The organism is Rhodococcus sp. NPDC019647 (genome assembly GCF_044389235.1).
In the GTDB taxonomy this organism is placed as follows: domain Bacteria; phylum Actinomycetota; class Actinomycetes; order Mycobacteriales; family Mycobacteriaceae; genus Rhodococcus_F; species Rhodococcus_F oxybenzonivorans.
This window is the reverse complement of record NZ_JBIRXS010000025.1, coordinates 86,971-110,989: the sequence shown is the minus strand read 5'-3', so window position 1 is coordinate 110,989 and position 24,019 is coordinate 86,971. Positions and strand designations below refer to the sequence as shown.

Genomic DNA, 24,019 nt, shown 5'->3' with positions numbered 1-24,019 from the left:
GGTGCCGGAAGACATCGATTGGAGTCGAAATGACGAACAAGGTAGCGATAGATCAAGACTTCTGCCAGGCGCACGGTAGGTGCTACGCGCTGTTTCCTAATTTGTTCGAACCCGACGACGAGGGCCGCGCTCAGGTGAAGAACCACGGTGTGGTGCCGGAGTCGAACTCGGTAGACGAGATTCTGGCCGTGTGTCCCGAAGCCGCAATTACCACCGTGTGAGAGACAGGATTTGGAAATGACAGAACAGTTGCAGTCGGAGACGGCCACGACCGGTAGATGCCCCGTCGATATGTGGTCGGCGGAATTCAACGACAATTTCTGGCCCGAGATCAATCGCATGCAGAAACTCGACGAGCTCAGCGTCCATACGCAGGGCGATACCCCCTGCTACGTGGCCACCCGCTACGAAGATGTCTTCAAGATCCTGCGTGACTGGAAACGCTTCTCCTCCGAAGGGGGCGTCGCGATCCTCGGCCACGACAACCGGGCAGCACCTCCGAAAAATGAGGGCCGGTTCCTCCCCGAGGACCTCGATCCGCCGGCGCAGACGGATTGGCGAAAGATCTTGAACCCGGAACTGACGGAAGAGAAGATGAAAGTCTTCGCGCCGTCGATCACCGCGGAGATCGATAGGCTCCTGGACGCAGGGATCGAGCGTGGCCGGTTCAGCGTCATGGAAGACTTCCTGCGCCCGCTGCAGCTCCGCGCGGTCTTCAGTAATCTGCTCCAGCTCGAGGGCGACCAAATCGACGACTGGATGCAATGGGCACACGATATCTTCGTCGGCGAGACGGCGGAGGCATCGGAGAATGCATTCGCCAGCCTCTACGCCGCCATCGAAGCCCTGGTGAAGGCGCGTATGGCCGATCCGATCGAGGACGACCTGGTCAGCCTCGTGTGCCAGGTCAAGGAGATCGACGGCCGCGAGCCCACCCTCTCCGAGCGCATCGCCGTGGTACTCCCGCTGTCGATTGCCGGTCTCGAATCGACCGGCACCATTCTCGGCGGCATCGTTCATCACCTCGCCACTCATCCCGATGACCTGGCCGAATTGGTGGAGAATCCGAACCTGGTTCCCAACGCAGTCGAAGAAGGCCTGCGCATGTTCGCGAATGTCACGGCACTGCAGCGGACCACCACGTGCCCCGTCACGGTCGGCCAGACCGAGCTCGACGAGGGCGCCAAGGTATGGACCTCGTACAACGGGGCCAACCGTGACGAAACGAAGTTTCCCAACCCGCACCAGTGGGACCTGCACCGCAAGGAGAAGAACCACATCGCCTTCAGCATCGGGCCCCACCGGTGCCTCGGATCCAACTTCGCGCGCGTGATGATGACTCTGGTACTCGAGCGGATCGTCACCAAGATGCCCAAGTTCACCTTGGTGGAGGGGCAGAGAATCGGATACCACTCGATGCCTACCCGCGGAATCCACGAGCTCGAGATCGAAGTGCTCACGAACTGACGACCCCCACCCACCCCTCGCATCTCAGACTCACTAGAAGGACTGATTATTCATGACCAACCCGGCTCCGGAAGAACTGTTGGCGCAGGCCCACAAAGTCGTCGATGCGTGGAACAACCTCGAACTCGACGTGCTCCACGACCTGGTCGACGAGAACATCGTGGTGGTGCACCAGAATCGGGGCGTCGCCGCAACCGGTCGCGATCTGATGATCGAGACGGTGAAACAGATGAAGCAGGTCTTTCCCGACCGCTCGATCGGTGAAACCACCCGGTGGGCGGTGACCGGCAACTCGGTCATGCGGGAGACCACGTGGCAGGGCACCGCGACAGCGGACGTTCCCGGGTTCGGCAAGGCCGGCGAGCTCTGCAAGCTCAACGTGCTCTCGATCATGACGTTCGAGGACGGTCGCTTGACCGAGTGGTGCGACTACGGATAACTCGCTGCGCTCCCTCGAAGCGGGTTCGTCCCGCTTCGAGGGAATCGGCACCCTTGACAAATGTTTGGGAAGTGAACATGAACCTCGATCTACGCGTCGTCGAACGACGCCCGGTCGCCGACGGCATCGTCGAACTGGCACTCGAAGCCGTCGGCGGTGACGCACTTCCGCGGTGGGAACCCGGTTCCCACATCGATCTCCACCTGGGCGATGGGTTGATTCGCCAGTATTCGCTGACCGGCTTTGCAGTGACCGACAACCGGTGGGTCATCTCGGTGCTCCGGGAGCCGAACAGTCGCGGCGGATCGGTGTTCGTTCACGACTCGCTCGACGAGCAGTCATCGGTCACGGTCAGCACTCCGCGCAATCATTTCGCTCTCGCCGAGGGCGTCACGGTTCAGTTCGTGGCCGGTGGCATCGGCATCACCCCTCTCATCCCCATGATCATGCAGCTCGAACGTGAACGCCGGGACTGGAAGCTGTTCTACGCCGGACGATCGCGGGCCAGCATGGCCTACCTCGACGAGTTGGCCCAGTTCGGAGATCGCGTCCAGATCTGGCCGGACGACGAACGGGGGATGCCCGACATCGACGGGCTCGTCGCCGCCACAGATCCGCAGACCATCATCTACTCCTGCGGTCCGGAAGGGCTGCTGGCCAAATTGGAAGACCTCTGCACGGCCGGGCCGGTGAAACGGACCCTGCGCACCGAGCGGTTCGTGGCAAAAGAAATCGAACTTCACGAACCCGATCACGACATCGACGTCGAGTTCGCACAGTCCGGTATCACGGTCACCGTTCCCGCCGATCGCACGATCCTGTCCGTGGCCGAGGAGAACGGAATCGACATACTCTCCTCGTGCAACGAGGGAACCTGCGGAACCTGTGAAACTGCAGTCCTCGAGGGCATTCCGGACCACCGGGATTCGGTGTTGACCGACGATGAGCGTGCATGCGGTCAGACCATGATGCTGTGTGTGTCACGCGCGCGCTCGGTCTCACTGCGTCTCGACGCGTAAATACATCCGTTCGTGCGGACGTCGGTAGTGGCGCTCATCCCGCAGTCGCGCAGCGGAGGAACCGAAGGAGAGCTGTGTTGTGATGAGAGAGAGCGGAAATCAGGGTGTGCTGGCCGGGCAGTACGTGCTTGTGACCGGTGCCAGCGAAGGCATTGGGCTGGGCATTGCGAAGGGAATGGTGGAAGCCGGGGCGAGTGTGATGATCGCGGCCCGTCGGCGACCACAACTGGAGCTCGCTCGTAAGGAACTGCAGGAGCTCGCGTCGCCCGGGCAGCAGGTCGAGATTGCGGAAGTAGACATCCGCGACCCCGAATCGGTCGGCGCGATGTTCGCACTCGCAGACCGCGCCTTCCCTACGCTCAACATCTTCGTCGCCAACGCGGGCAGTGGATCGATGGTCCCGTTCCTGGAGATGACGGAGGAGGTGTGGACCAACACGATCGACTTGAACCTCACGGGCACCTTCCGCTGCTGTCACCAGGCCGCGACGCGGATGGTGGCACGTGAGGACAAGAGCGAGAATGCGGCGATCCTCGTGCTGTCGTCGGTCCGCGCACTGGGGACTCGGCCAGCGACGATCCACTACGCGACGACCAAGGCGGGACTCAATCAGTTCGTGCGCGTGGCAGCCTATGAGCTGGCCGAGCACGGCGTTCGGGTCAACGCTCTCTCGCCCGGCATCACCGCAACCCCGATGGCGCTGGAGCGGAACCCGGAGATCTTCGAGAGGATGGCCGCGACAGTTCCGTTGGGTCGAGCCGGCAGCGTCGAGGACATGGCCGCGGCCGCGGTGTTCGTGTGCAGTCCGAGCGCGAGATTCATTACGGGCACCAACCAGATCGTCGACGGCGGAGAGTCGTTGTACTGATTGCCGGAGCTTCCTGGCCGGGGCCGGGTGCTTTTCGCTGCATAATTTTTCGGAGGTTGTATGACCCTGTCAGAGTTTCGTGAACAGGCCCGCGCATGGTTGCGCGCGAACGCCGGCGCCGTCGCGGGCACTACGGAGCGGGACCCGTTCGATGTGGCGGTGTTCCATTCACTGCCGTTCGAGGCGGAGCAGGCGTTGCTCGAGGAGCACAAGAGGTGGCAGCGCATCAAGTTCGACGCCGGCTACGGTGCTATCGACTGGCCGGTCGAGGACGGCGGCGCCGGGTTGAGCGTCGAGCATGCCGATGTATTCGCGAGGGAGGAGTCGGCGCTGTTGCCGTTGGCGCCACACGAGCTGTTTTCGGTCACGATGCACTTGATCGCCCCGACCATTCGCATCCTCGGGACGCCCAGACAGAAGAAGACCTTTCTGCCCTCGATGCTCTGCGGTGAACTCCTTGCGTGCCAGTTGTTCTCCGAGCCCGGCGCCGGCTCCGACCTCGCCTCCCTCGGCACTCGCGCCGTCCGAGACGGTGATGGATGGGTGATCAACGGGCAGAAGGTGTGGACCTCGGGCGCGCAATTCGCCGAGTGGGGTGAACTCATCGCCCGCACCGATCCCGATGTACCGAAACACGCGGGAATGACCGCGTTCCTGGTGCCGCTCGACGCACCGGGTGTGGAAGTACGCCAGATCCGGCAAATGTCCGGAGGTACCAGTTTCAACGAGGTCTTCTTCACCGACGTCCGTGTCCCGGATCGTCTGCGGCTGGGCGAGGTGGGGGCGGGCTGGAATGTCGCGTTGACGACCCTGGCATTCGAACGCGGAGGAAGCTCGAACACAGCGGGAGTCGGCGGACAATTCAGCCAGCTCGTTGCCTCCGCCCGCGCTGCCGGACGGATCGGTGATCCACAGATTCGGCAGCAACTGGCCCAAGTCTACCTTCGTCAGACGCTTGCCGAGATCGACCTCCTCCGCGATCGCCAGGCACGGGCGGCGGGAGGCGCTCCCGGCGCGGTGGGATCGGTCCGCAAGGTGCAGTGGGTCGACAAGCTGAAGCTGGTGTCCGACACCGCCACTGCAATATTAGGACGCACGCTCCTCGCCGACACGGGGCGACCGGGAACATACGGGTGGAACGACCACGTCCTCGGGGCACCCGGTTACCGCATTGCGGGCGGCTCCGACGAGATCCAGCGCAACATCATCGCCGAACGACTGCTGGGGCTTCCCGCAGAAGCGCGGGCCGACAAGGGCACGTCGTGGCGTGAATCGACGTCACGCTCGAGCGCCTGAACGAATCGAGGAACCGTGAGTACCGATCGACACAATCTCGCCGGCAAAGTAGCCCTGATCACCGGCGGAAGCAGGGGCCTGGGAGCCTCGATGGCCTGGGCGTTCGCCGAAGAGGGCGCACACGTCGTGATCGCGAGCCGTAAGGTCGAGCCGTGCCGCGAGCTCGCTGCGGACATCGAGGCCAAGACCGGGGTCAAGGCGCTCGGCGTGGCAGCACACGTGGGGGACTGGGCGACGCTGCCGACCCTGATCGACGAGGTGTACTCGACCTTCGGGAAGCTGGACGTGCTGGTCAACAATGCCGGCATCGCACCGCTGTATCCGAGTATCGAAGCCGTGAGCGAGGAGCTGTTCGACAAGATCGTCGACGTGAACCTCAAGGGTCCGTTCCGCCTGAGCGCCCTCGTCGCGGCGCGAATGGCCGAAGCGGGCGGCGGCTCGATCATCAACATCAGTAGCAACGCATCCGAGCGGCCGGCCCCGGCCTACATTCCGTACGGCGCAGCCAAGGCCGGTCTCAACTCGCTGACGAAGGGTTTCGCCTCCGCCTACGGACCTGGGGTCCGAGTCAACTGCGTGATGGCCGGCTCATTCTTCACCGACATCAGCAAGGGCTGGGACATGGACGACTTCGACGATCTCGCGGGAGCCTGGCCGATCTCGCGTGGTGGCCGGCCGGAGGAGATTGTCGGAGCGGTGCTGTACTTCGCCGGCGACTCCTCGAGTTACACCACGGGGACGATCCTGCCTGTCGACGGTGGCCGAATGGCCGTCGGATAATCCGTTGTCGGGCCCCTGCCAAACTTCCCTCTACTTGATTGGCTGGTAGGGACTTTCAGCGCTGATCTCTGCGAACCCCGCGCACAAATTTCCCGATGCGCGGGGTTCGCGGCTCATGCGGCTATTTTCTGCACGCGCACACTTGCCAATATTCCTCATGATAATTATGCTCGGTGCACGGGAGTGACGAGGCACACGAAATTCCGGTGAGTGAGCTGCCCGGTTGATACCCCGACAAACGACGAGGATGGGAGGCACGCGGTGACGGCACTAGAGCACACGCGGCCAATGCAGACACAGCTGGACAGTGGGCGGCGCCTGCCCCAACAGCGCACCGGACCGCTCGCCGGTGTGCGAATCGCGGACTTCTGCTGGATGGGCGTTGGTGCTGTCGCGACGCGTCTGCTGGCGGACTTCGGCGCCGAGGTCATCAAGATCGAGGCACGTGATCGACTCGACATGCCCAGGCGCTTGCCCATCTACAAGAACGAACTGCGTTCGTACGGCGACGAAGATCCGAATCCGGATCCGAACAAGGGCGGGCTGTTCAACAACTACAGCCGCAACAAGCTCGGCATCACCGTCAACATGAAGACCGAACGCGGCCAGCAGTTGGTGCGGCAGCTCATCGGCGCCAGTTCGGTTGTGACCGAGAACTTTGCCCCCGGTGTCATGGAGAAGTGGGGACTGACCTACGACGATCTGCGGGAGATCAACCCCGAGGTCATCTTCGCGCGGATGAGCGGATTCGGGCACAGCGGACCACACCACCGATTCAAGAGTTACGGCCCGGTGATCCAAGCGGTGTGCGGATTGTCCTTCATCTCCGGTCTGCCGGACCGGGAACCGTCCGGTTGGGGATTGTCCTACATGGACAACCAAGCCGCGTACTATAATTCGGCGGCACTGCTGATGGCAATTATGCAACGCAACGCCACCGGCAAGGGGCAGGAAATCGACGTTTCTGCCGTCGAGGCCGGCATCAATCTGATCGGCCCGGACCTGCTCGACGTGTCCGTGAACAAGGCCACGACCCGCAGACCCGGATACCCGAACGGGAACCGCCTCAACAATCCCCATGCGGCCCCGCACGGGGTCTATCCAGCAGCGGGCGAGGACAAATGGCTCGCGATCGCGGTGTTCGACGATGCGGACTGGTCCCGGTTCGTGACCGCACTCGGAAACCCCGAATGGGCGTCGTCACCGGAGTTCGCGGATCAATCCTCGCGTTTCACCCACCAGGACAAGCTCGACGAGCACATCTCCCGCTGGTCCGCCGGTCGGCCCGCGCACGAGTCGATGGAGTTGCTGCAGACCGCCGGTGTGGCTGCCGGTGCCGTGCGGAACTCGCAAGACCTCACCGAATCGGACCCCCAAATCGACCTACGCGGCACATTCTTCGAGTTGGATCACCCGGTGATCGGAGTGGCGAAATTCGAAGGTTCACCCATGCAATTTTCTCGCACTGTCCAACACAATTGGCGCAGCGCCCCCCTGCTCGGGGAAGACAATCAGTATGTCTTCGGCGACATCCTCGGACTCGGCGAGGATGAGATTGCGACGCTTACCGCAGAGGGCGTGATCTGATGGAACTCGCATACAGTGGACTGGTCGTCGTCGAGCTCGCTGACGATCCGGCCGGCGAATATACCGGCAAGCTACTTGCCGATCAGGGCGCCGACGTCATCAAGGTCGAGCCCCTCGGGGGTGCGGCCAGCCGACATATCGGGCCCTACGCGGGTGGCAATGCCGATCCGGACAGCAGCCTGAACTTTTGGACCTACAACACCTCGAAACGTTCGGTCACCGTCGATACCGGTTGCGAGGAGGGACGCGCTGCACTCGCGCATCTCATCGCCGGCGCGGACATCCTTCTGACCACCGGCCGGCCCGTCGATCTGGCGGCGCAGGAAGTGGATCTCGAACGGCTGTGCGCGGAGCATCCTCGGTTGATTGCCTTGTCGGTCTCGCCGTTCGGATTGACCGGCCCGTGGGCGAACTACCGCAGTTCCGATCTGGTCGGGCTCGCGATGGGCGGGCTACTCACCACCTGCGGGTACGACGACCATTCCATTCCGCCGATCCGGCCCGGCGGAAATCAGGGCTACATGACCGCCGCGAGCTTCGCGCTGTGCGGACTTCTTCTTGCGCTCATCGAGCGCCAGAACACCGGGCAGGGACAGGTGGTCGACGTGTCGATGCACGAATCGATCGCGGTCACGGGTGAGTTGGCAAACCCCTACTGGTTCTACCCGAAGGCGCTGGTGCAGAGGCAGACCTGCCGGCACGCCCAACCGGAACCGACGCAGCCGGCGTTGTTCCAGTGCGCGGACGGGGTGTGGGTGTACTTCGCTCTCATCCTCGCTGACCAGCATGCGTGGAAGGCACTGACCTCGTGGATGGAATCGGCTGGCGTCGCGGCGGACCTCGTCGACGACGAGTACCTGTCGCTGGCGTATCGGCAGCAGAATTTTTCGCATATCCAGGAACTGCTCGAGGTCTTCTTCCTCATTCAGGATTCGGGAACCATCTACCGTGAGGGGCAGGGGTGCGGTCTGCCGATCGGGCCTCTGCGGGCCCCGGAAGAGTTGTTCGACGACGAGCACCTCGCCGAACGCGGGTTCTTCGTCCCCGTAGAGATGCACGACGGATCCAGTGTCCTCTTTCCTGGTACCCCGTACCGATTCTCCGGTGGTGACGGCGGGCCGAGCCGTCCGCCGCGCCTCGGCGAGCACACCGAAGAGGTCCTGACACATGACTGATCGATGGCAACGCGACGTCTGCGCAATCGCGGGAGTCGGGCAGAGCGCCTTCTCGAAGAACTCCGGTGTGAGCGTGACTGCTCTCGCGGCGGACGCGGCGCTCGGTGCGCTGGCAGACGCAGGCATTAATCCTGCCGAGGTCGACGGCATCGTTCGCAACGACATGGATCTCGTGTCCTGTGCGGCCCTCGGTGATGCGATCGGCGCGCGCAATCTGACCTACTACGGTGAGGCGGGTCCCGGTGGGTCGGGTCCTTGCGCGATGGTGGCACAGGCCGTCGCCGCGATCATGAGTGGACAGGCGGACACCGTGGTGGTCTTCCGCTCCCTCAACGGCCGCTCCGGCAACCGGTTCGGACTCTCTGCGGAGCTGGATCCCGTCATCGGCGGCGCCGAGTCGTTCACGGAGTTCTTCGGCCCGTACGGGTTGCTCTCTCCCGGCATGTTCTTTGCGCTCATCGCCCAGCAGTACATGAACGAGACCGGGCTGAAATCCGAGCAACTCGCGAACATCGCACTTGTCGCGCGTAAACACGCCAACAACAATCCGGCGGCGCAGATGCACCACCGTCCGATGTCCTTGGACGATTATATGAATTCGCGCATGCTGTCCACGCCATTACGCCTGTTCGACTATTGTCTCGAGACCGATGGTGCCGCCGCGGTTGTCGTCACCACCACCGAACGGGCGAGGGACCTGCGGCAACCCCCCGCCGTGATCCGTGCGGCAGCCATGGCAAGTGGGCCTCGGCCGCAACCGGGGCAGATGTATCCGGCGTTGATGCGCGAGGATCCACTGTCGATGCCGTCACGGCAGTGCGCGCAGACGCTCTATGCGCGTGCAGGTCTCGGGCCTGAGGACGTCGACTCCGCACAGCTCTACGATTGCTTCTCCATCACTGCGCTGCTGCAGATCGAAGATTACGGCTTCTGCGCCCGCGGGGAGGCCGGCACCTTCATCGAGGCCGGTGCACTCGAAGTCGGCGGGGCGATACCGTTCAACACGAGTGGAGGTCATATGTCCGAGGGCTACATCCACGGAATGAACCATGTCGTCGAAGGTGTCCGGCAGATCCGCGGACAGTCGTCGAACCAAGTGCAGGGGGCGTCGGTGTCCCTCGTGACGTCGGCCCCACCGCCGTCGACCGCCGCGCTGATCCTGGTGTCGGCATGAGCGCCCGGCTGGCACCGCGGGTCGACGACCCGGCGACCCGCGGTTTCTTCGCGTTGGCGGCGGAAGGGAAACTTGGTGTCCTGACCTGCACGGACTGCGGGACCCGGATCCATCTGCCCAGGCCCCGGTGCATGGGTTGCGGCGGAGCGGAACTCGGATGGTCTACCGTCCCCGGCCGGGGCAGCGCGAGGTCGTGGACCGTTGTCGAACATCAGGTCCACCCGCTCTTTCCCGTGCCGTACACCGTGGTCCTGATCGACGTCCACGGTGAACAGAACGTCCGGATGATCGGCCATCTACCTGGCAGGGTGGACGTCGACGAGAACACCGAATTGGTCGTCGAATTCGAGGATCTCGGACCAGATCATGATGGCAACGCCAGGGTGCTTCCCAAATGGACCATCGTGAAGGGGAACGTGTAGGGGACAACCTCACGATCTGACCTTGCCCAGGTCGCCCGCACGAAAGGGAGCTCGGGGCGCGTCTTCACGCTACCAGCAAGGTGGGTTCGCGACTGGCAACTGTAGTTGCCACACGGACCCGCCCCGGGCGTTAAGTTTCGGATTCGTTGAGTAATAGGCAGACCGATACTGCTCAACCACCGCGCATGCCACCTCGCCGCAGTGAAGGCATTCGGGATTTCCGATGGCCTACTCAGGCCGGAACGCCGCTGATGGAATGAGCGATCTTCCGCAGAGTCCATGGAGTTCAGGCACATCTATAGGCAATACCGGTCCATGTCGGTCGGTCGGCCGCGGAATCACTTCCTTTTCAACTGGCCGCGGAAAGTACTATTGCTTTATTTCCTCATGATGAATATGCTCGATGAATCGCGAGTGACGTGAGGCACATGTCTGGTCGGTGAGGTACCCGACCGCGACCGAGCGAAAAAACCGGAGGTACGTCGTGACTGCTGTCGAGCACATGCGGTTCTTCGGCGGGAGCCTCGGAACAGACGAGTCAGGAGTTCGAGAATGACGCCGACGCAGGCATCGTTGCCGGCTAGATCGATCGATAGCGATGTGCTTCGGATCGATGGTCAGGGTGTGGCTCTACTCGGCGGGCGGTGCGGTGATTGTGGGACCGTCACCTTTCCGGTGCAGGATTCGTGTCCGCGATGCAGCGGCGATTCGATGGTCAGCGTCTCGCTTCCGTCGGCCGGAACGTTGTGGTCGTACACCGTGCAGTCGTTCCGGCCGAAACACCCGTTCCTCGGTCCGGATGACTTCGTCCCGTTCGGTGTCGGATATGTCGACCTGGGTCCGGTCATCGTGGAGGCCCGGTTGACGATCAATGACCCGGACCAGCTCGAGATCGGCGATTCGATGATATTGACCACGATGGTCAACCACCGTGACGCCGACGGCTGTGAGGTCCTGACCTACGCGTTCGGCCCCGGCAGCGATGAGGAGACGAAATGAAGGTCGCGATCGTCGGAGTAGGGATTCACCGTTTCGGGCGAACCGAGGGTGTGAGCGGCCGTGCCCAGGCCGTCTACGCCGCGCGGCAGGCGCTCGAGGATGCGGGTGTCGAATGGTCCGATATTCAATTCGCCTACGGAGGTAGCGATTCCGCCGGAAACGCCGACACCCTCGTCTCCGAACTCGGGCTGACCGGCCTGCCGTTCATCAACGTCTCCAATGGTTGCGCGACGGGCGGCAGCGCGTTGACGTCGGCGGTAAACACGATCGCGTCGGGCAAGCACGACCTGGGGATCGCTATCGGGTTCGACAAGCATCCCAAGGGTGCCTTCAACGCCGATCCCAAGGCGAATGGGCTGGGGCAGTGGTACGGCGAGACTGGGATGATGGTGACCACTCAGTTCTTCGCGATGAAGATTCAGCGGTACATGGCCGAACACGGTATCGGTGAGCACACTCTCGCACAGGTCGCGGTGAAGGCGTTCGGTAACGGGGCCTTGGCTCCTCATGCGTGGCGCCGGACTCCGATGACCGAGGAACAGGTCTTGTCGTCGACGATGGTCAGTCACCCGTTGACACAGTTCATGTTCTGCTCCCCGGCAGAGGGGGCCGTAGCGCTGATCCTTGCGCGTGCTGACCAGGCGAAGAAGTACACCGATACCCCGGTATTCCTCGAGGCCGCCGAGCTGCGTTCACGTCAGTTCGGCTCGTTCGAGGTGTTCAGTCCGTGGGTCTCACCCGAACGCGCGGACGGCCCCACGGTGACAGCGGCGCGAGCGGCGTTCGAGGCTGCCGGCGTGGACCCGGCCGATATCGGCGTCGCGCAGATCCAGGACACCGAATCGGGTGCCGAAATCATGCATATGGCCGAGACCGGACTCTGCAAGCACGGAGAGCAGCAGGCGCTGATCGCTGCGGGTGAGACCGCCATCGGTGGGCGGATCCCGATCAATACCGACGGCGGGTGCATCGCCAACGGTGAGCCGATCGGCGCGACCGGGCTTCGGCAGGTGTACGAGAACGTGGTGCAGTTGCGCGGCGCTGCCGGCGCCCGGCAGGTGCCGGGTGATCCGAAGCTGGCCTTCAGCCACGTCTACGGAGCGCCGGGCATCAGCGCGTGCACCGTGTTGTCCCGCTAGTCCACTACGAAATTCTCTCTGTCACTAAATATTTCTAGGAGCATGCGATGAGCTGGGACTTCGAAACCGATCCCGAATTCCAGGCGCAGTTGGAGTGGGTAGAGGACTTCGTGCGCACCGAGGTCGAACCCCTCGACCGGCTGATCGAGCACGCCTGGGACGTGACGGATCCAAAGCGTAACCAGCTCATCCGCCCGCTGCAGCAGCACGTACGTGAGCGGAACCTGTGGGCCTGCCATCTCACACCCGATCTCGGCGGCCGAGGCTACGGACAGCTCAAGCTTGCCCTTCTCAACGAAATCCTCGGGCGAACCCACAGCGGTCCGGTGGTCTTCGGCTGCCAGGCGCCGGACTCAGGTAACGCCGAGGTGCTGGCGCACTTCGGCAGCGCCGATCTCAAGAAGCGCTACATGGAGCCGCTGATCGACGGTGCCATCATGTCCGCCTACTCGATGACCGAGCCCGCCGGTGGCTCCGACCCGACGGGATTCATCACTCGTGCGGTACGAGACGGCGACGAGTACATCATCAACGGAGAGAAGTGGTTCTCTTCGCACGCCCGATTCGCGACCTTCCTCATCGTCATGGCGGTCACCGACCCGGAAGCCGCCCCTCACAAGCGAGCATCGATGTTCCTCGTCCCGATCGACACCCCGGGTGTGGAGATCGTCCGCAACGTCGGTGTGTCCGGCCACGAGGACCACGAGGCCACTCACGCCTACATGCGGTACACGGACGTGCGGATTCCGGTCGGTAACCGCCTCGGGGACGAGGGCCAGGGCTTCGAGGTGGCGCAGACCCGCCTCGGAGGAGGCCGTATCCACCACGCGATGCGGACCGTGGGCCTGGTGAAGGCGTCGTTGGACATGATGCTCGAGCGAGCGGTGTCCCGCCATACACGCGGCCAACGGCTGGCGGACCTGCAAATGGTGCAGGCAATGATCGCCGAGTCGTGGATTCAGTTGCAGCAATTCCGGCTTCTGGTGCTGCAGACCGCGTGGAAGATCGACAAGTACAACGACTACAAGAGGGTCCTGGTCGACATTTCGGCGGTCAAGGCCGCAATGCCCAGGGTTCTTCTCGACGTGACCTCACGCGCCGCCCAGATCCACGGATCACTGGGCATTTCGACGGAGTTGCCGTTCGGGCGCTGGATCCTGGAGAGCTACCACATGGGGCTCGCCGACGGCGCCACCGAGTTGCACCTGCAGACCGTGGCAAAGCAACTGCTGCGCACTGCAACCCCGGCCCCGGGACTGTTCCCGACCCGTCACCTTCCTGCCCTGGAGGCGGCGGCTCAGGAAAAGTATCCACATCTAGGACTGGCGAGACTGCCATGAGCACCGAAATCAACAACGATCAGGCTGAGCTCGCACCGGTTCGTGCCGGCGAGATGCTCGACTGGGACAGACTCGAGCACTATCTGCGCAAGCATTTACCGGACCTCGAGGGTGACTTCTCGGTTCTTCAGTTCCCCCGCGGCTCAGCGAACCTGACGTATCAGGTCACGTTCGGTGAGCGGCAATTGGTGGTTCGCCGACCACCCTTCGGGACGATCGCCGCAGGTGCCCACGACATGGCTCGCGAGTACAAGGTGCTCTCACAGCTGCACACCGAGTTTCCCCGCGCGCCGCGCGCTCTCCTGCATTGCGCCGACGAGTCGGTCATCGGCGCGGAGTTCTTCGTCAACGAGTACCGCGAGGGCGTCGTCGTCTGGGACCGGGTACCTGACTCGATGTCCGGCTTCGACGACGCCGGCGCACGTATCGGGCTGGCAGTAATCGATGCCCTCGCCGACTTGCACGCGGTGGATCCGGACAAGGCAGGACTGTCCGACCTGGGCCGCCCCGACGGCTATCTCGAACGGCAACTCCGCGGTTGGCAAAAACGCTGGGCAGCGGTGGAACCGGAGGTCGACTCGCCGGAGACCACGGCCGTCATGCGGGAGGTCGCCGTCCGGCTCGTGAAGGGTCAGCCGCGAAGCCAGCGCAGTGGAATCGTGCACAACGACTACAAAATCGACAACTGCCAATTCCGGCCCGGCGACCCGGACCGCGTCACGGCGGTTTTCGATTGGGACATGGCGACCACCGGCGACACACTGTCGGATCTGGGTACGTTGCTGAACTATTGGCCGGACCGCACACTCGATCCCGACTCGGATGCGGCCTTCATCGCGGTTCCGGGAATGCACGGACTCGGGCTGCCGCCCCGTGCCGCTGTGATCGACCGATACGCCAGCAGCAGCAGTCTCGATCTGTCGGACATCACTTGGTACGAGGCCCTCGGATGCTGGAAGACGGCGGTCATTCTCCAACAGCTTTACGCCCGCTTCGTTCGCGGTCAGACCGCCGATGCCCGGATGGGGCAGCGAGGCGCACTGATTCCGCCGCTCGCCCGTCGCGCCCTCGGGTTGCTGACCTGATATCGAATTTCGCGATGTACATCACTGAGGAGTAGGTAATGAAAACTGGTGCCAAAATGCGCAGCGCGGTCTGCAGCACCGAAGTCATGGTCATTCGCGCCGGCAGCGGAGACGTCACCTTGTGCTGCGGTGGTGTACCGATGCTGGCAGCGGACGAGTCGACACAAGCGGTCGGCGTCCCGAAGGCCGGCTTCGATGCGGGCACCGTGATGGGAAAAAGGTACATCGACACGGAGTCCGGTGTGGAAGTCCTCTGCGTCAAGCCGGGTGCCGGCTCCGTATCGGCCGGTGACCGGACCCTCGAGTTGTCCGTGCCCAAGGCCCTTCCCTCCTCGGACTGATTGGTACGACCATGAATATTTCGATGCTGTTGGAAATGGCCGCCGACGCGGACGGTGACCGCATTGCTGTCGGTACCCGACGCGACGGGCTGACCTACCGCGAACTACTCGAACTGAGCCGTCGCTACGGCTCCCAGATCAGCAGACTCGACGCGCAGGCGTTGGCGTACCTCGACCTGAACTCGCCGACATGCGTGGCGCTGCTGTTCGGATGCAGCTACGCAGGTGTGCCGTTCGCGCCCATCAACTACCGCTGGACCGATCAGCAGGTCCGCCGCGCGCTCGAACGGCTCGCGCCGGTCGCGGTGGTTGCCGGCGCCGACTTCACCGCCCGAGTCGAGTCCAGCAGCGTCAACGTGCTCGATCTGTCTACACCGGACACCGCAGCAGACGACGCAGTCGTGGCACGCAACGAGCACTCACCAGCGGTGCTGCTGTTTACGAGCGGTACCAGTGGCGATCCGAAAGCTGCGGTTCTGCGAAGCACCAATCTTGTGCCATACGTGGTCAGTACAGTGGAATTCTTCAATGCCGGTCCCGAGGAAGCCATTCTCGTGTCGGTCCCGCCCTACCACATCGCCTCGGTGAGTTCAGCGCTCACATCGGTGTATTCCGGACGTCGTATCGTCCAGCTTCCCGCGTTCGACCCGGAATCCTGGGTGAACCTCGCAGCGGAAGAGGCCATCACGCACGCCATGGTGGTCCCGACGATGCTGAACCGGATCCTCGATGTGCTCGAACGCCGCGGTCAGAGACTCGACGCGCTCCGCCATCTGTCATACGGCGGTGGCCGGATGCCCATCGAGACGGTCGAGCGCGCGCTCGCACTGCTCCCCGGAGTAGATCTGGTCAACGCCTACGGACTCACCGAAACCAGCTCAACTATCGCGGTCCTGGGACCCGAAGACCACCGGATCGCCGCGGCCAGCACCGATCCGTCAGTTCGCGCACGTCTGGGGTCCGTAGGCCGGCCGATCCCGTCGATCGAACTCGAAGTGCGCTCCGATGATGGATCAGCGTTACCGTCCGGTGCGGTGGGCGAAGTCTGGGTGCGCGGCGAACAGGTCTCGGGTGAGTACCTTTCGCATTCTGCAGTGGGGGAGGGCGGTTGGTACCCCACCCGCGATCATGGGCACCTCGACGCCGACGGATACCTCTTTCTGCACGGACGCCCTGACGATGTGATCGTGCGCGGGGGTGAGAACATCGCGCCGGCGGAGATCGAGGACTGTTTGCGTAGCCATGAGGCCGTGGCCGACGTCGCCGTTGTCGGTGTGCCGGACGCGGAGTGGGGTGAGCGAGTCGAAGCTGTGGTGGTGCTCGCTGCCGGCGCAGCGGCCGAGATGGAGGAGCTGCAGGAATTGGTCCGCGTGACTCTGCGCTCGACTCGTGTCCCCACTCAAATTCACTACCGCGACGAGCTGCCCTACAACGAGCTCGGCAAGCTGTTGCGCCGTGAGGTTCGAACCGAGCTGGCCGCACTGCTCGAAGGTGCGAAGGCATGATCCTCGAACACTCCGAGGCCACCGAAGATCGGATCATGCTTCGCGAATCGGTCATCGCGATGGTCCACAAAATCAATCCACCCGAAAATCTTCTGGGACGGGCCGAGGCGGCGTCGGCGGGTGGCGCCGACACCGAGTTGTGGTCGGCCCTCAGTGGAGAATTCGCTGCGCCCGCCCTGGCCGTTCCCGAGGCTCTGGGCGGGATTGGGGCTACCGTCGCGGAGTCCGCTGTGATCCTGGAAGAACTCGGAGCGGCGTTAGCGACTGTGCCCTACCTGAGTACCTTCGTTGCCACCGAAGTTCTTCTTGGGGCACCAGGGTGTGCTGTCTCGGACAAGTGGGTTCCCCGGCTTGCCGCGGGAGAGGCCACCGCCACCGTGCTCTTTGATCCGGTCCTCATCGGTGACCACGCATACGCCGAGCAGTCCGCTCCGTTCGCTGCACACCAGACGCCCCACGGGCACACGCTGTCGGGAACAAGCGACTTCGTGATCGACGGCGCAACAGCGGACCTCATTCTGATACCGGTCCGGGACGCTGCCGGATGCACCCTCTTCGCCGTCGAAGGCAAACACCTGCGACGGGACTCCATGCATACACTCGATCCCACGCGCCCGCTGGCCGTGATCACGGCCGACGACGCCCCTGCAGAGGTGGTCGGTGTGGTGGGCGACGCCGGACAGTTGATGGCCCATGCCCGCGATCTCGCGTTGCTGGCGATCGGATGCGAACAGCTGGGACAGGCGAAGTTCGTTCTGAATATGGCTGTCGAGTACGCACGTGAACGCAGACAGTTCGGTAGGCCTATTGGTTCTTTCCAAGCAATCAAACATAAGCTCGCAGAGGTCGCTGTCGCCGTGCAGAGCGCCGAGTCTGCAGTCGAGCACGGTATCTGGGCGGCCGCGAAGGGCAGCGCCGCCGAGCTGTCGCGCGCGGCCGCAATGGTGGCGATGGCATGCGCGCCCGCAGCAGTTCTCGCTGCGGGCGAGTGTATTCAGGTCCACGGCGGTATCGGATTCACCTGGGAGCACCCTGCCCATTTCTATTATCGGCGGGCGCTGAGCAGTCAGGGGTTGCTGGGCACGCCGCAGCATCACGCCGAGCGCCTTTTCGAACTCGCACTGAGCTAAAAGCATGAGGGACGAACACCCAGATGCCTCATGCGGAGCACGAAAGGAATGCCAGTGACCTCGCTTGGATTGTGCGCGTTCGGCATGAACGGTCGCGAAGTGCTGGAGTTGGCGATATCAGCGGACCAACTGGGATTCGATGCGTTATGGCTCGGTGAACATATTCTCCATCCGACCGGGTATGGCAGTGATCACCCGACCGACGGGACGCAGGCACACAGGCATCATGCCGGCCCAATCGTGACCACGGAAACCGAATTGATCGACCCTTGGGTGGTGCATGCGGCGATCGCGGCGTCGACGACGCGTATCCGACTGGGCACCGCCGTGTACCTGGCCCCACTGCGCCATCCCTTGCTCACTGCGCGCACCACCATCACCGTCCAGGAACTGAGCGCGGGCCGAGTATTACTCGGCGTCGGTGCAGGATGGTTGGAGGAAGAATTCACTGCTCTCGAAGTGCCGTACACGACGAGGATGTCGCGAACAGAGGAGTGCATCGAGGTGCTCAGAGCGGCGTGGTCCGGCGAACCGTTCGTTCACAATGGCAAGCACTTCGACATCGGCTCCGTACAGGTGCATCCGCGGCAGGTGGACATCCCCGTCATCCTGGGAGGAAACGGACCCAAGGCGCTCGACCGCGCCGCGAGGCTGGGAGACGGATGGTTCACGTCAGGCACCCCGTCGTTCGAGGGATCGCTGGAACTGGTCACCGAGATAGCACGGTGTCGTGAAAGGTACGGCAAAACGAATAAGTTCGATTGCTTCGTTCGTGTCGACGCGACGAGCGCATCCGAGCTACAGCGGTACCACGATCACGGCATGACCAACCTGGTCGTGTGGGCGGACACGATCTGGAAGGGCGCCACCGTCGAAGAGCGGCGCGCTAATCTGGCGAAAGCGGCCGACGAACTCGGTGCGGTCGGCAGATCGCATTGCCGCGGGGTAAATCACGAGTACGCCTCACGCACGGACCTTAAAGATGTTTCGGTAATTGAGTGAGAACTGGTCATTAAGAAAGTCCGGTGTGGTCGAGGAAGCTGTGACACAGGTCGTAGCTCGAGCCGATCCGGGTCGGCCCGGACTCGGTCGCCACACGGACCTCGTCAAGGGTATCGGGACACTGGTTGGCAAGTTCGGTGGATTTCATGTTGCCCCAGACCTGTTCGATGGGATTGAGCTCAGGAGCATAAGCCGGCAGGCGTTCGACGTGAACAGCTGACGCAGCGTGCAACCGTGCCGCGCTCGAGGTGTTCGTCACCGCTGCGCAGCAACTCAGGGCAGTCCCTTAACGACCGCGTCGGCGTTCACAACGTCCCCAGGAAGTACAGCTAGCCGCGTGGTTCAGTCGCCAGTGACACTCGCTCGGGCGACGTTGTCGCCGAACCATTCGGCCTGATCGCTCGGGAGTCCGGTGTCGGTGAGGATGATGTCGATCTCGTTGATCGCTGCGACTTTGGCGAGGGCTCGCTGCCCGAATTTGGAACTGTCGGTGACGACGGCGGTGTGTGCGGCAGCGGAGATGATGGCTCGTTTGAGTGGGACTTCGAGGGTGTTGGTGTTGGTGATGCCAGCGATGGGGTCGATGGCGTCTGCTCCGAGGAAGGCCCAGTCGGCGGAGTAGTCGGATAGAAAGTCCACGGCGCGTTCACCGACGAGGGTGAAGACGGATCCGAGGAGCTCGCCACCTGTGACAAGTAGTCGGATGCCGGGGATGGTGGCCATATATTTCCCGATCCGGAGGTCGTTGGTGATGATCGTCAGGTCGGGTTTGTGGCGAAGCTCGAGAGCGACTTGGTATGTGGTCGACCCGCTGTCGAGAATGATGGTTTGGCCATCGGTCACCTTCTGTGCGGCATGCCGCGCGATCGCAACTTTTTCTTTTCTGCGTTCGGTTTCCTTCACCGCGTAGGGGATCTCGGACGACGCGCCGGTTGTGGGACGGGCCCCTCCGTGAGTTCGTTCGGCTTGGCCGGCGCGAACCAGGGTGTCGAGGTCGCGCCGGATCGTGGACGTGTCCACTCCGAGTTCGAGCGAGAGAACTTTGGCCTCGACGTAGCCGTCGACCTGGAGGCGTTGGAGTATCTGACCTCGTCTTTCGGATGCTGACACGAAACTCTCCTGGGCGATCGGCATGCGTGGGCACCACGATTCTAGCGTTTGGTGCGCGAATATTGACAGTTCATCCGGCTGAACGGCATGATTGCGGGCATCCGATGCGCGAATTCGTGCAGTAGTGAGTGAGTGGGTGAGTGTGTGTCCCGCGCCGGTCGTATGAGCAATATCGAGGAGCTTCCCGATGCAGTTGGGTTTGGTAGGTCTGGGGCGGATGGGCGCGAACATGCGGGAGCGTGTTCGCGCCGCGGGTCATGAGGTCATCGGATTCGATGCCGATCCGTCGATCCGGGATGTTGCGTCACTTGATGAGTTGGTGGCTCGTCTCGCTAGCCCGCGGGTGGTGTGGGTGATGGTTCCGGCGGGCGAGCCGACCTGCTCGGTGCTCGTTGAGCTGGGCGGGCTGTTGGGGGAAGGTGATCTCGTGATCGACGGCGGCAACTCCCGCTTCTCCGACGACGAGTTGCACTCAGATGTTCTTCGGGAGAGTGGAATCGGGTATGTGGACTGCGGGGTGTCGGGGGGTGTGTGGGGCCTGGACGAGGGCTACGGCCTGATGGTGGGCGGCGCGGAGGTGGATGTGGCGCGGGCGATGCCGATCTTTGATGCACTCAGACCCTCCGGAAACCGGGACGAGGGTTTCGTGCATGCCGGTCCGGTCGGTGCCGGTCATTACGCGAAGATGGTGCACAACGGTATCGAGTACGGGTTGATGCAGGCGTACGCGGAGGGCTACGAACTGCTGGCCGCCGAACCTCGAATCACCGTCCCCGGCGCTGTGATGAGGGCGTGGCAGAAGGGTACCGTGGTGCGCTCCTGGCTGCTCGAACTCTTGGTGGCTGCGCTTCGGGAGGACCCGGGTTTGAGCTCGATATCCGGATACACGGAAGATTCGGGGGAGGGCCGGTGGACCGTCGAGGAGGCCATCGCGCACGCGGTGCCGGTTCCGGTGATCTCGGCCGCCTTGTTCGCGCGTTTCTCCTCCCGACAGCCGGACTCGCCTGCCATGAAGGCGGTTTCGGCTCTGCGGCAGCAATTCGGTGGACATCAGGTCCGGACCTTGGAGGCGGTGCAGTCATGATGAAGTTGGGTTACAAGGCGTCTGCGGAGCAGTTCGGTCCGCGGGAGTTGGTGGAGCTGGGTGTTCTGGCGGAGGCACACGGTATGGATTCGGCGACGGTGTCGGATCATTTTCAGCCGTGGCGGCACGAGGGTGGTCATGCGCCGTTCTCGTTGGCGTGGATGACGGCGGTCGGGGAGCGGACGGAGCGGTTGCAGTTGGGGACGTCGGTGATGACGCCGACGTTCCGGTACAACCCGGCGGTGGTGGCGCAGGCGTTCGCGACGATGGGGTGTCTGTACCCGGGGCGGATCATGCTCGGGGTGGGTACCGGTGAGGCGCTGAACGAGATCGCGACGGGTTTCGCGGGTCAGTGGCCGGAGTTCAAGGAGCGGTTCGCGCGGCTGCGGGAGGCCGTCGCCTTGATGCGTGAGCTGTGGCTGGGACAACGAGTGAATTTCGAAGGCAACTACTACAAGACGGCCGGAGCATCGATCTACGACGTGCCCGAGGGTGGGATTCCGGTGTACATCGCGGCCGGTGGTCCGGTGGTGGCCCGGTATGCCGGTCGGAGCGGTGACGGGTTCATCTGCACGTCCGGTAAGGGCATGGAGTTGTACACGGAGAAGTTGATGCCTGCGGTCGCGGAGGGGGCGGCGAAGGCGAACCGTGATGTGGCGGAGATCGACAAGATGATCGAGATCAAGATTTCGTATGACACGGATCCGGAGTTGGCGTTGGAGAACACGCGGTTCTGGGCGCCGTTGTCGTTGACGCCGGAGCAGAAGCACAGCATCGATGATCCGATCGAGATGGAGGAGGCGGCGGATGCGTTGCCGATCGAGCAGGTGGCGAAGCGGTGGATCGTGGCGTCGGATCCGGATGAGGCGGTGGCGCAGATCCGCCCGTATCTCGATGCGGGGTTGAACCACCTGGTATTCCATGCTCCCGGCCACGATCAGAAGCGGTTCCTGGAACTCTTCGAGCGGGATCTGGCGCCCCGGCTGCGGGCACTGACATGAGCCGCGCCGACGTCACCGAAACCCCGGTGTGGACGAAGCTCGCCGATCACCAGCAGGTCGTCGCCGCGCTGCATCTGCGGGAGCTGTTCGACACCGATCCGGGCCGCGGCACCGATCTGACCGTCACAGCCGGCGACTTGTATGTGGATTACAGCAAGCACCGGATCACACGTGAAACCCTCGGTCTTCTTCTCGACCTCGCCCGAGCAGCCGGCGTGGAGGAACAGCGGGACGCGATGCTTTCCGGTGCCCACATCAACGTGTCCGAAGACCGTGCGGTCTTGCATACAGCGCTGCGAGAGCGCCGCGATGCCACCCTGACGGTGGACGGGCAGGATGTCATCGGCGACGTCCACGTAGTCTTGGACCGGATGGGTGCGTTCACCGATCGGCTCCGGTCCGGTGACTGGCACGGCGCCACCGGGAAACCCATCCGGACTGTGGTGAACATCGGCATAGGCGGCTCCGACCTTGGCCCTGCGATGGTCTACCACGCCCTGCGCCACTACGTAGACGGACCCGAGGTGCGGTTCGTGTCGAATGTCGACCCGTCGGACCTGCTGTCGACGCTGTCCGACCTCGACCCCGCCAGCACACTGTTCATCGTTGTTTCCAAGACGTTCTCCACCTTGGAGACCATGACCAACGCGGCAGCGGCCCGCAGATGGGTCACCGAGACTCTCGGCGACGATGCGGTCCCGCAGCACTTTGTCGCCGTCTCCACCAACGCAGAACGGGTGGCCGCCTTCGGCATCGACCCGGCGAACACCTTCGGATTCTGGGACTGGGTCGGAGGACGCTACTCGGTGGGGTCGGCCGTCGGGCTCGCGGTAATGGCAGCAATCGGGCGGGATCGTTTCATCGAGTTCCTGGGTGGCTTCCACCAGATCGACGAGCACTTCCGCACGGCTCCGCTCGAGTCGAACGCACCGGTGCTTTTGGGTCTGCTGGGAGTGTGGTACGCGAGTTTCTTCGGCGCCGATTCTCGTGCGGTGTTGCCGTATGCGCACGATCTCGCACGGTTCCCGGCGTATCTGCAGCAGCTGACGATGGAATCGAACGGCAAGTCGGTCCGGGCGGACGGGACTCCCGTTGGTGCGGCGACCGGCGAGATCTTCTGGGGTGAACCCGGCACCAACGGTCAGCACGCATTCCACCAACTACTGCACCAGGGAACCCGATTGATTCCCGCGGACTTCCTGGGGTTCGCGCAACCTACGGATGATCTCCCCACTCTTGATGGCGCGGGATCGATGCACGGTGTGCTGACGGCGAACATGCTCGCCCAATCCAAGGTTCTGGCATTCGGAAAAACCGCTACCGAGGTCGTCGCAGACGGGACACCGCCCGAGCTCGTACCGCACAAGGTGATGCCCGGAAACCGGCCGTCGACCACGATCCTTGGCACGAAGCTCACACCGTCGACCCTTGGGCAGCTGATCGCCTTGTACGAACACCAAGTATTCGTACAAGGAATCGTATGGGGCATCGACTCGTTCGACCAGTGGGGAGTCGAACTCGGCAAGACATCGGCTCTGGAACTGGGCCCTGCCCTCTGGGACACAGACGGCGCAGCTTATGACGGGGATAGCTCCACCGCAGGGTTGATACGCGCCTACCAACGGGCGAGAGGACAACACATTTGCCTGCATTAGCGGTACGGCTTCCGTCGCCGAGCGCAGAGTCCTGGGATTGGCAACTGTCCGCCGCGTGCCGGGACGCCGATCCCACGGTGTTCTTCCATCCCGACAACGAACGAGGCGAACCACGCGCGAGTCGGATACGTGCAGCCAAACGTATCTGCCTACGATGCCCCGTGCGCGCGAGGTGCCTCAACTACGCACTCGAAGCCTACGAACGCCACGGTATCTGGGGCGGCTACACCGAGGAAGAGCGCAGGACGCTCCAAAGGATGCGGGACGTGGGGAGAGCACCAGATTCTAGTCCGGGGAGTGACGACCGCGGCCGGACGTTGCGATCATCTTCTGGGCGAGCGCACAATACAATCCAATAGCGACGCGAGTTGCCCTCTGCACGGTATGCGGGAAGTCGGGGT

General features: G+C 63.2%; 25 protein-coding genes. 23 read left to right on the top strand and 2 right to left on the bottom strand.

The window, feature by feature from the left end; all coding sequences use genetic code 11:
* The first annotated feature begins 29 nt into the window (after nt 1-29).
* The 19 genes from ACH49N_RS30330 to ACH49N_RS30240 all read left to right on the top strand — a co-directional run bounded on the left by ACH49N_RS30330 (nt 30) and on the right by ACH49N_RS30240 (nt 18,768).
* Nucleotides 30-221 (top strand): ferredoxin, encoded by a 192-nt coding sequence (locus ACH49N_RS30330; protein WP_358276440.1) that lies wholly within the window; start codon nt 30-32, stop codon nt 219-221.
* A gap of 16 nt (nt 222-237) precedes the next feature.
* Nucleotides 238-1,467 carry a cytochrome P450 gene (locus tag ACH49N_RS30325; protein ID WP_358276439.1) on the top strand — a complete coding sequence of 410 codons (1,230 nt, stop codon included), beginning with the start codon at nt 238-240 and terminating at the stop codon, nt 1,465-1,467.
* 52 nt (nt 1,468-1,519) lie between these two features.
* Nucleotides 1,520-1,906, top strand: coding sequence for an ester cyclase (locus ACH49N_RS30320; RefSeq protein ID WP_358276438.1), 387 nt, complete (start codon nt 1,520-1,522; stop codon nt 1,904-1,906).
* Between the two features lie 77 nt (nt 1,907-1,983).
* Nucleotides 1,984-2,925, top strand: a complete 942-nt coding sequence (locus ACH49N_RS30315) for a PDR/VanB family oxidoreductase (protein ID WP_358276437.1) — start codon at nt 1,984-1,986, stop codon at nt 2,923-2,925.
* A gap of 82 nt (nt 2,926-3,007) precedes the next feature.
* On the top strand, nt 3,008-3,793 hold the full coding sequence (locus ACH49N_RS30310; protein ID WP_358276436.1) for an SDR family oxidoreductase: 786 nt from the start codon (nt 3,008-3,010) through the stop codon (nt 3,791-3,793).
* Between the two features lie 60 nt (nt 3,794-3,853).
* A complete protein-coding gene (locus ACH49N_RS30305) occupies nt 3,854-5,089 on the top strand; it encodes an acyl-CoA dehydrogenase family protein (protein ID WP_358276435.1) in 1,236 nt (411 codons plus the stop codon).
* 15 nt (nt 5,090-5,104) lie between these two features.
* Nucleotides 5,105-5,869: an SDR family oxidoreductase gene (locus ACH49N_RS30300; protein ID WP_358276434.1), complete on the top strand. Its 765-nt coding sequence runs from the start codon at nt 5,105-5,107 to the stop codon at nt 5,867-5,869.
* Nucleotides 5,870-6,157: 288 nt separating this feature from the next.
* Nucleotides 6,158-7,456, top strand: a complete 1,299-nt coding sequence (locus tag ACH49N_RS30295; protein ID WP_358276433.1) for a CoA transferase — start codon at nt 6,158-6,160, stop codon at nt 7,454-7,456.
* The gene (locus ACH49N_RS30290) at nt 7,456-8,631 is read left to right on the top strand and encodes a CoA transferase (protein ID WP_358276432.1); all 1,176 of its coding nucleotides are present in this window, start codon (nt 7,456-7,458) and stop codon (nt 8,629-8,631) included. The genes ACH49N_RS30295 and ACH49N_RS30290 overlap by 1 nt, the downstream gene beginning before the upstream one ends.
* A complete protein-coding gene (locus ACH49N_RS30285) occupies nt 8,624-9,805 on the top strand; it encodes a thiolase C-terminal domain-containing protein (RefSeq protein WP_358276431.1) in 1,182 nt (393 codons plus the stop codon). Before ACH49N_RS30290 ends, ACH49N_RS30285 begins: the two co-directional genes overlap by 8 nt.
* Nucleotides 9,802-10,227, top strand: coding sequence for a zinc ribbon domain-containing protein (locus tag ACH49N_RS30280; RefSeq protein ID WP_358276430.1), 426 nt, complete (start codon nt 9,802-9,804; stop codon nt 10,225-10,227). The genes ACH49N_RS30285 and ACH49N_RS30280 overlap by 4 nt, the downstream gene beginning before the upstream one ends.
* A 552-nt stretch (nt 10,228-10,779) precedes the next feature.
* On the top strand, nt 10,780-11,226 hold the full coding sequence (locus ACH49N_RS30275) for an OB-fold domain-containing protein (protein WP_358276429.1): 447 nt from the start codon (nt 10,780-10,782) through the stop codon (nt 11,224-11,226).
* The gene (locus tag ACH49N_RS30270) at nt 11,223-12,365 is read left to right on the top strand and encodes a thiolase family protein (RefSeq protein WP_358276428.1); all 1,143 of its coding nucleotides are present in this window, start codon (nt 11,223-11,225) and stop codon (nt 12,363-12,365) included. Before ACH49N_RS30275 ends, ACH49N_RS30270 begins: the two co-directional genes overlap by 4 nt.
* A gap of 47 nt (nt 12,366-12,412) precedes the next feature.
* Nucleotides 12,413-13,705, top strand: coding sequence for an acyl-CoA dehydrogenase family protein (locus ACH49N_RS30265; protein WP_358276427.1), 1,293 nt, complete (start codon nt 12,413-12,415; stop codon nt 13,703-13,705).
* Nucleotides 13,702-14,790, top strand: a complete 1,089-nt coding sequence (locus ACH49N_RS30260) for a phosphotransferase family protein (protein WP_358276426.1) — start codon at nt 13,702-13,704, stop codon at nt 14,788-14,790. The genes ACH49N_RS30265 and ACH49N_RS30260 overlap by 4 nt, the downstream gene beginning before the upstream one ends.
* A 38-nt stretch (nt 14,791-14,828) precedes the next feature.
* Nucleotides 14,829-15,131, top strand: coding sequence for a hypothetical protein (locus ACH49N_RS30255; protein ID WP_358276425.1), 303 nt, complete (start codon nt 14,829-14,831; stop codon nt 15,129-15,131).
* Nucleotides 15,132-15,142: 11 nt separating this feature from the next.
* The gene (locus tag ACH49N_RS30250) at nt 15,143-16,636 is read left to right on the top strand and encodes a long-chain fatty acid--CoA ligase (RefSeq protein WP_358276424.1); all 1,494 of its coding nucleotides are present in this window, start codon (nt 15,143-15,145) and stop codon (nt 16,634-16,636) included.
* Nucleotides 16,633-17,766: an acyl-CoA dehydrogenase family protein gene (locus ACH49N_RS30245; protein ID WP_358276423.1), complete on the top strand. Its 1,134-nt coding sequence runs from the start codon at nt 16,633-16,635 to the stop codon at nt 17,764-17,766. Before ACH49N_RS30250 ends, ACH49N_RS30245 begins: the two co-directional genes overlap by 4 nt.
* A 54-nt stretch (nt 17,767-17,820) precedes the next feature.
* A complete protein-coding gene (locus tag ACH49N_RS30240) occupies nt 17,821-18,768 on the top strand; it encodes a TIGR03619 family F420-dependent LLM class oxidoreductase (RefSeq protein WP_358276422.1) in 948 nt (315 codons plus the stop codon).
* Nucleotides 18,769-18,778: 10 nt separating this feature from the next.
* Here ACH49N_RS30240 and ACH49N_RS30235 read toward each other — a convergent pair whose 3' ends face one another.
* Both ACH49N_RS30235 and ACH49N_RS30230 read right to left on the bottom strand, forming a co-directional pair.
* Nucleotides 18,779-19,027 carry a transposase gene (locus ACH49N_RS30235; RefSeq protein ID WP_358276421.1) on the bottom strand — a complete coding sequence of 83 codons (249 nt, stop codon included), beginning with the start codon at nt 19,025-19,027 and terminating at the stop codon, nt 18,779-18,781.
* Between the two features lie 83 nt (nt 19,028-19,110).
* A complete protein-coding gene (locus tag ACH49N_RS30230; RefSeq protein ID WP_358276420.1) occupies nt 19,111-19,878 on the bottom strand; it encodes a DeoR/GlpR family DNA-binding transcription regulator in 768 nt (255 codons plus the stop codon).
* A 187-nt stretch (nt 19,879-20,065) separates the two neighbouring features.
* On the opposite strand from ACH49N_RS30230, the gene gnd reads away from it, so the two are divergent.
* Genes gnd through ACH49N_RS30210 form a run of 4 tightly spaced genes read left to right on the top strand, consistent with a single transcriptional unit; the run spans nt 20,066 to nt 23,977 of the window.
* Entirely contained in the window at nt 20,066-20,962 is an 897-nt protein-coding gene (gnd, locus tag ACH49N_RS30225; RefSeq protein WP_358276419.1) for a phosphogluconate dehydrogenase (NAD(+)-dependent, decarboxylating), read from the top strand.
* Nucleotides 20,959-21,963, top strand: a complete 1,005-nt coding sequence (fgd, locus tag ACH49N_RS30220) for a glucose-6-phosphate dehydrogenase (coenzyme-F420) (protein ID WP_358276418.1) — start codon at nt 20,959-20,961, stop codon at nt 21,961-21,963. The genes gnd and fgd overlap by 4 nt, the downstream gene beginning before the upstream one ends.
* Nucleotides 21,960-23,618, top strand: a complete 1,659-nt coding sequence (gene pgi / locus ACH49N_RS30215; RefSeq protein ID WP_358276417.1) for a glucose-6-phosphate isomerase — start codon at nt 21,960-21,962, stop codon at nt 23,616-23,618. Before fgd ends, pgi begins: the two co-directional genes overlap by 4 nt.
* Nucleotides 23,606-23,977: a WhiB family transcriptional regulator gene (locus ACH49N_RS30210; RefSeq protein WP_358276416.1), complete on the top strand. Its 372-nt coding sequence runs from the start codon at nt 23,606-23,608 to the stop codon at nt 23,975-23,977. The genes pgi and ACH49N_RS30210 overlap by 13 nt, the downstream gene beginning before the upstream one ends.
* The last annotated feature ends 42 nt before the right edge of the window (nt 23,978-24,019 follow it).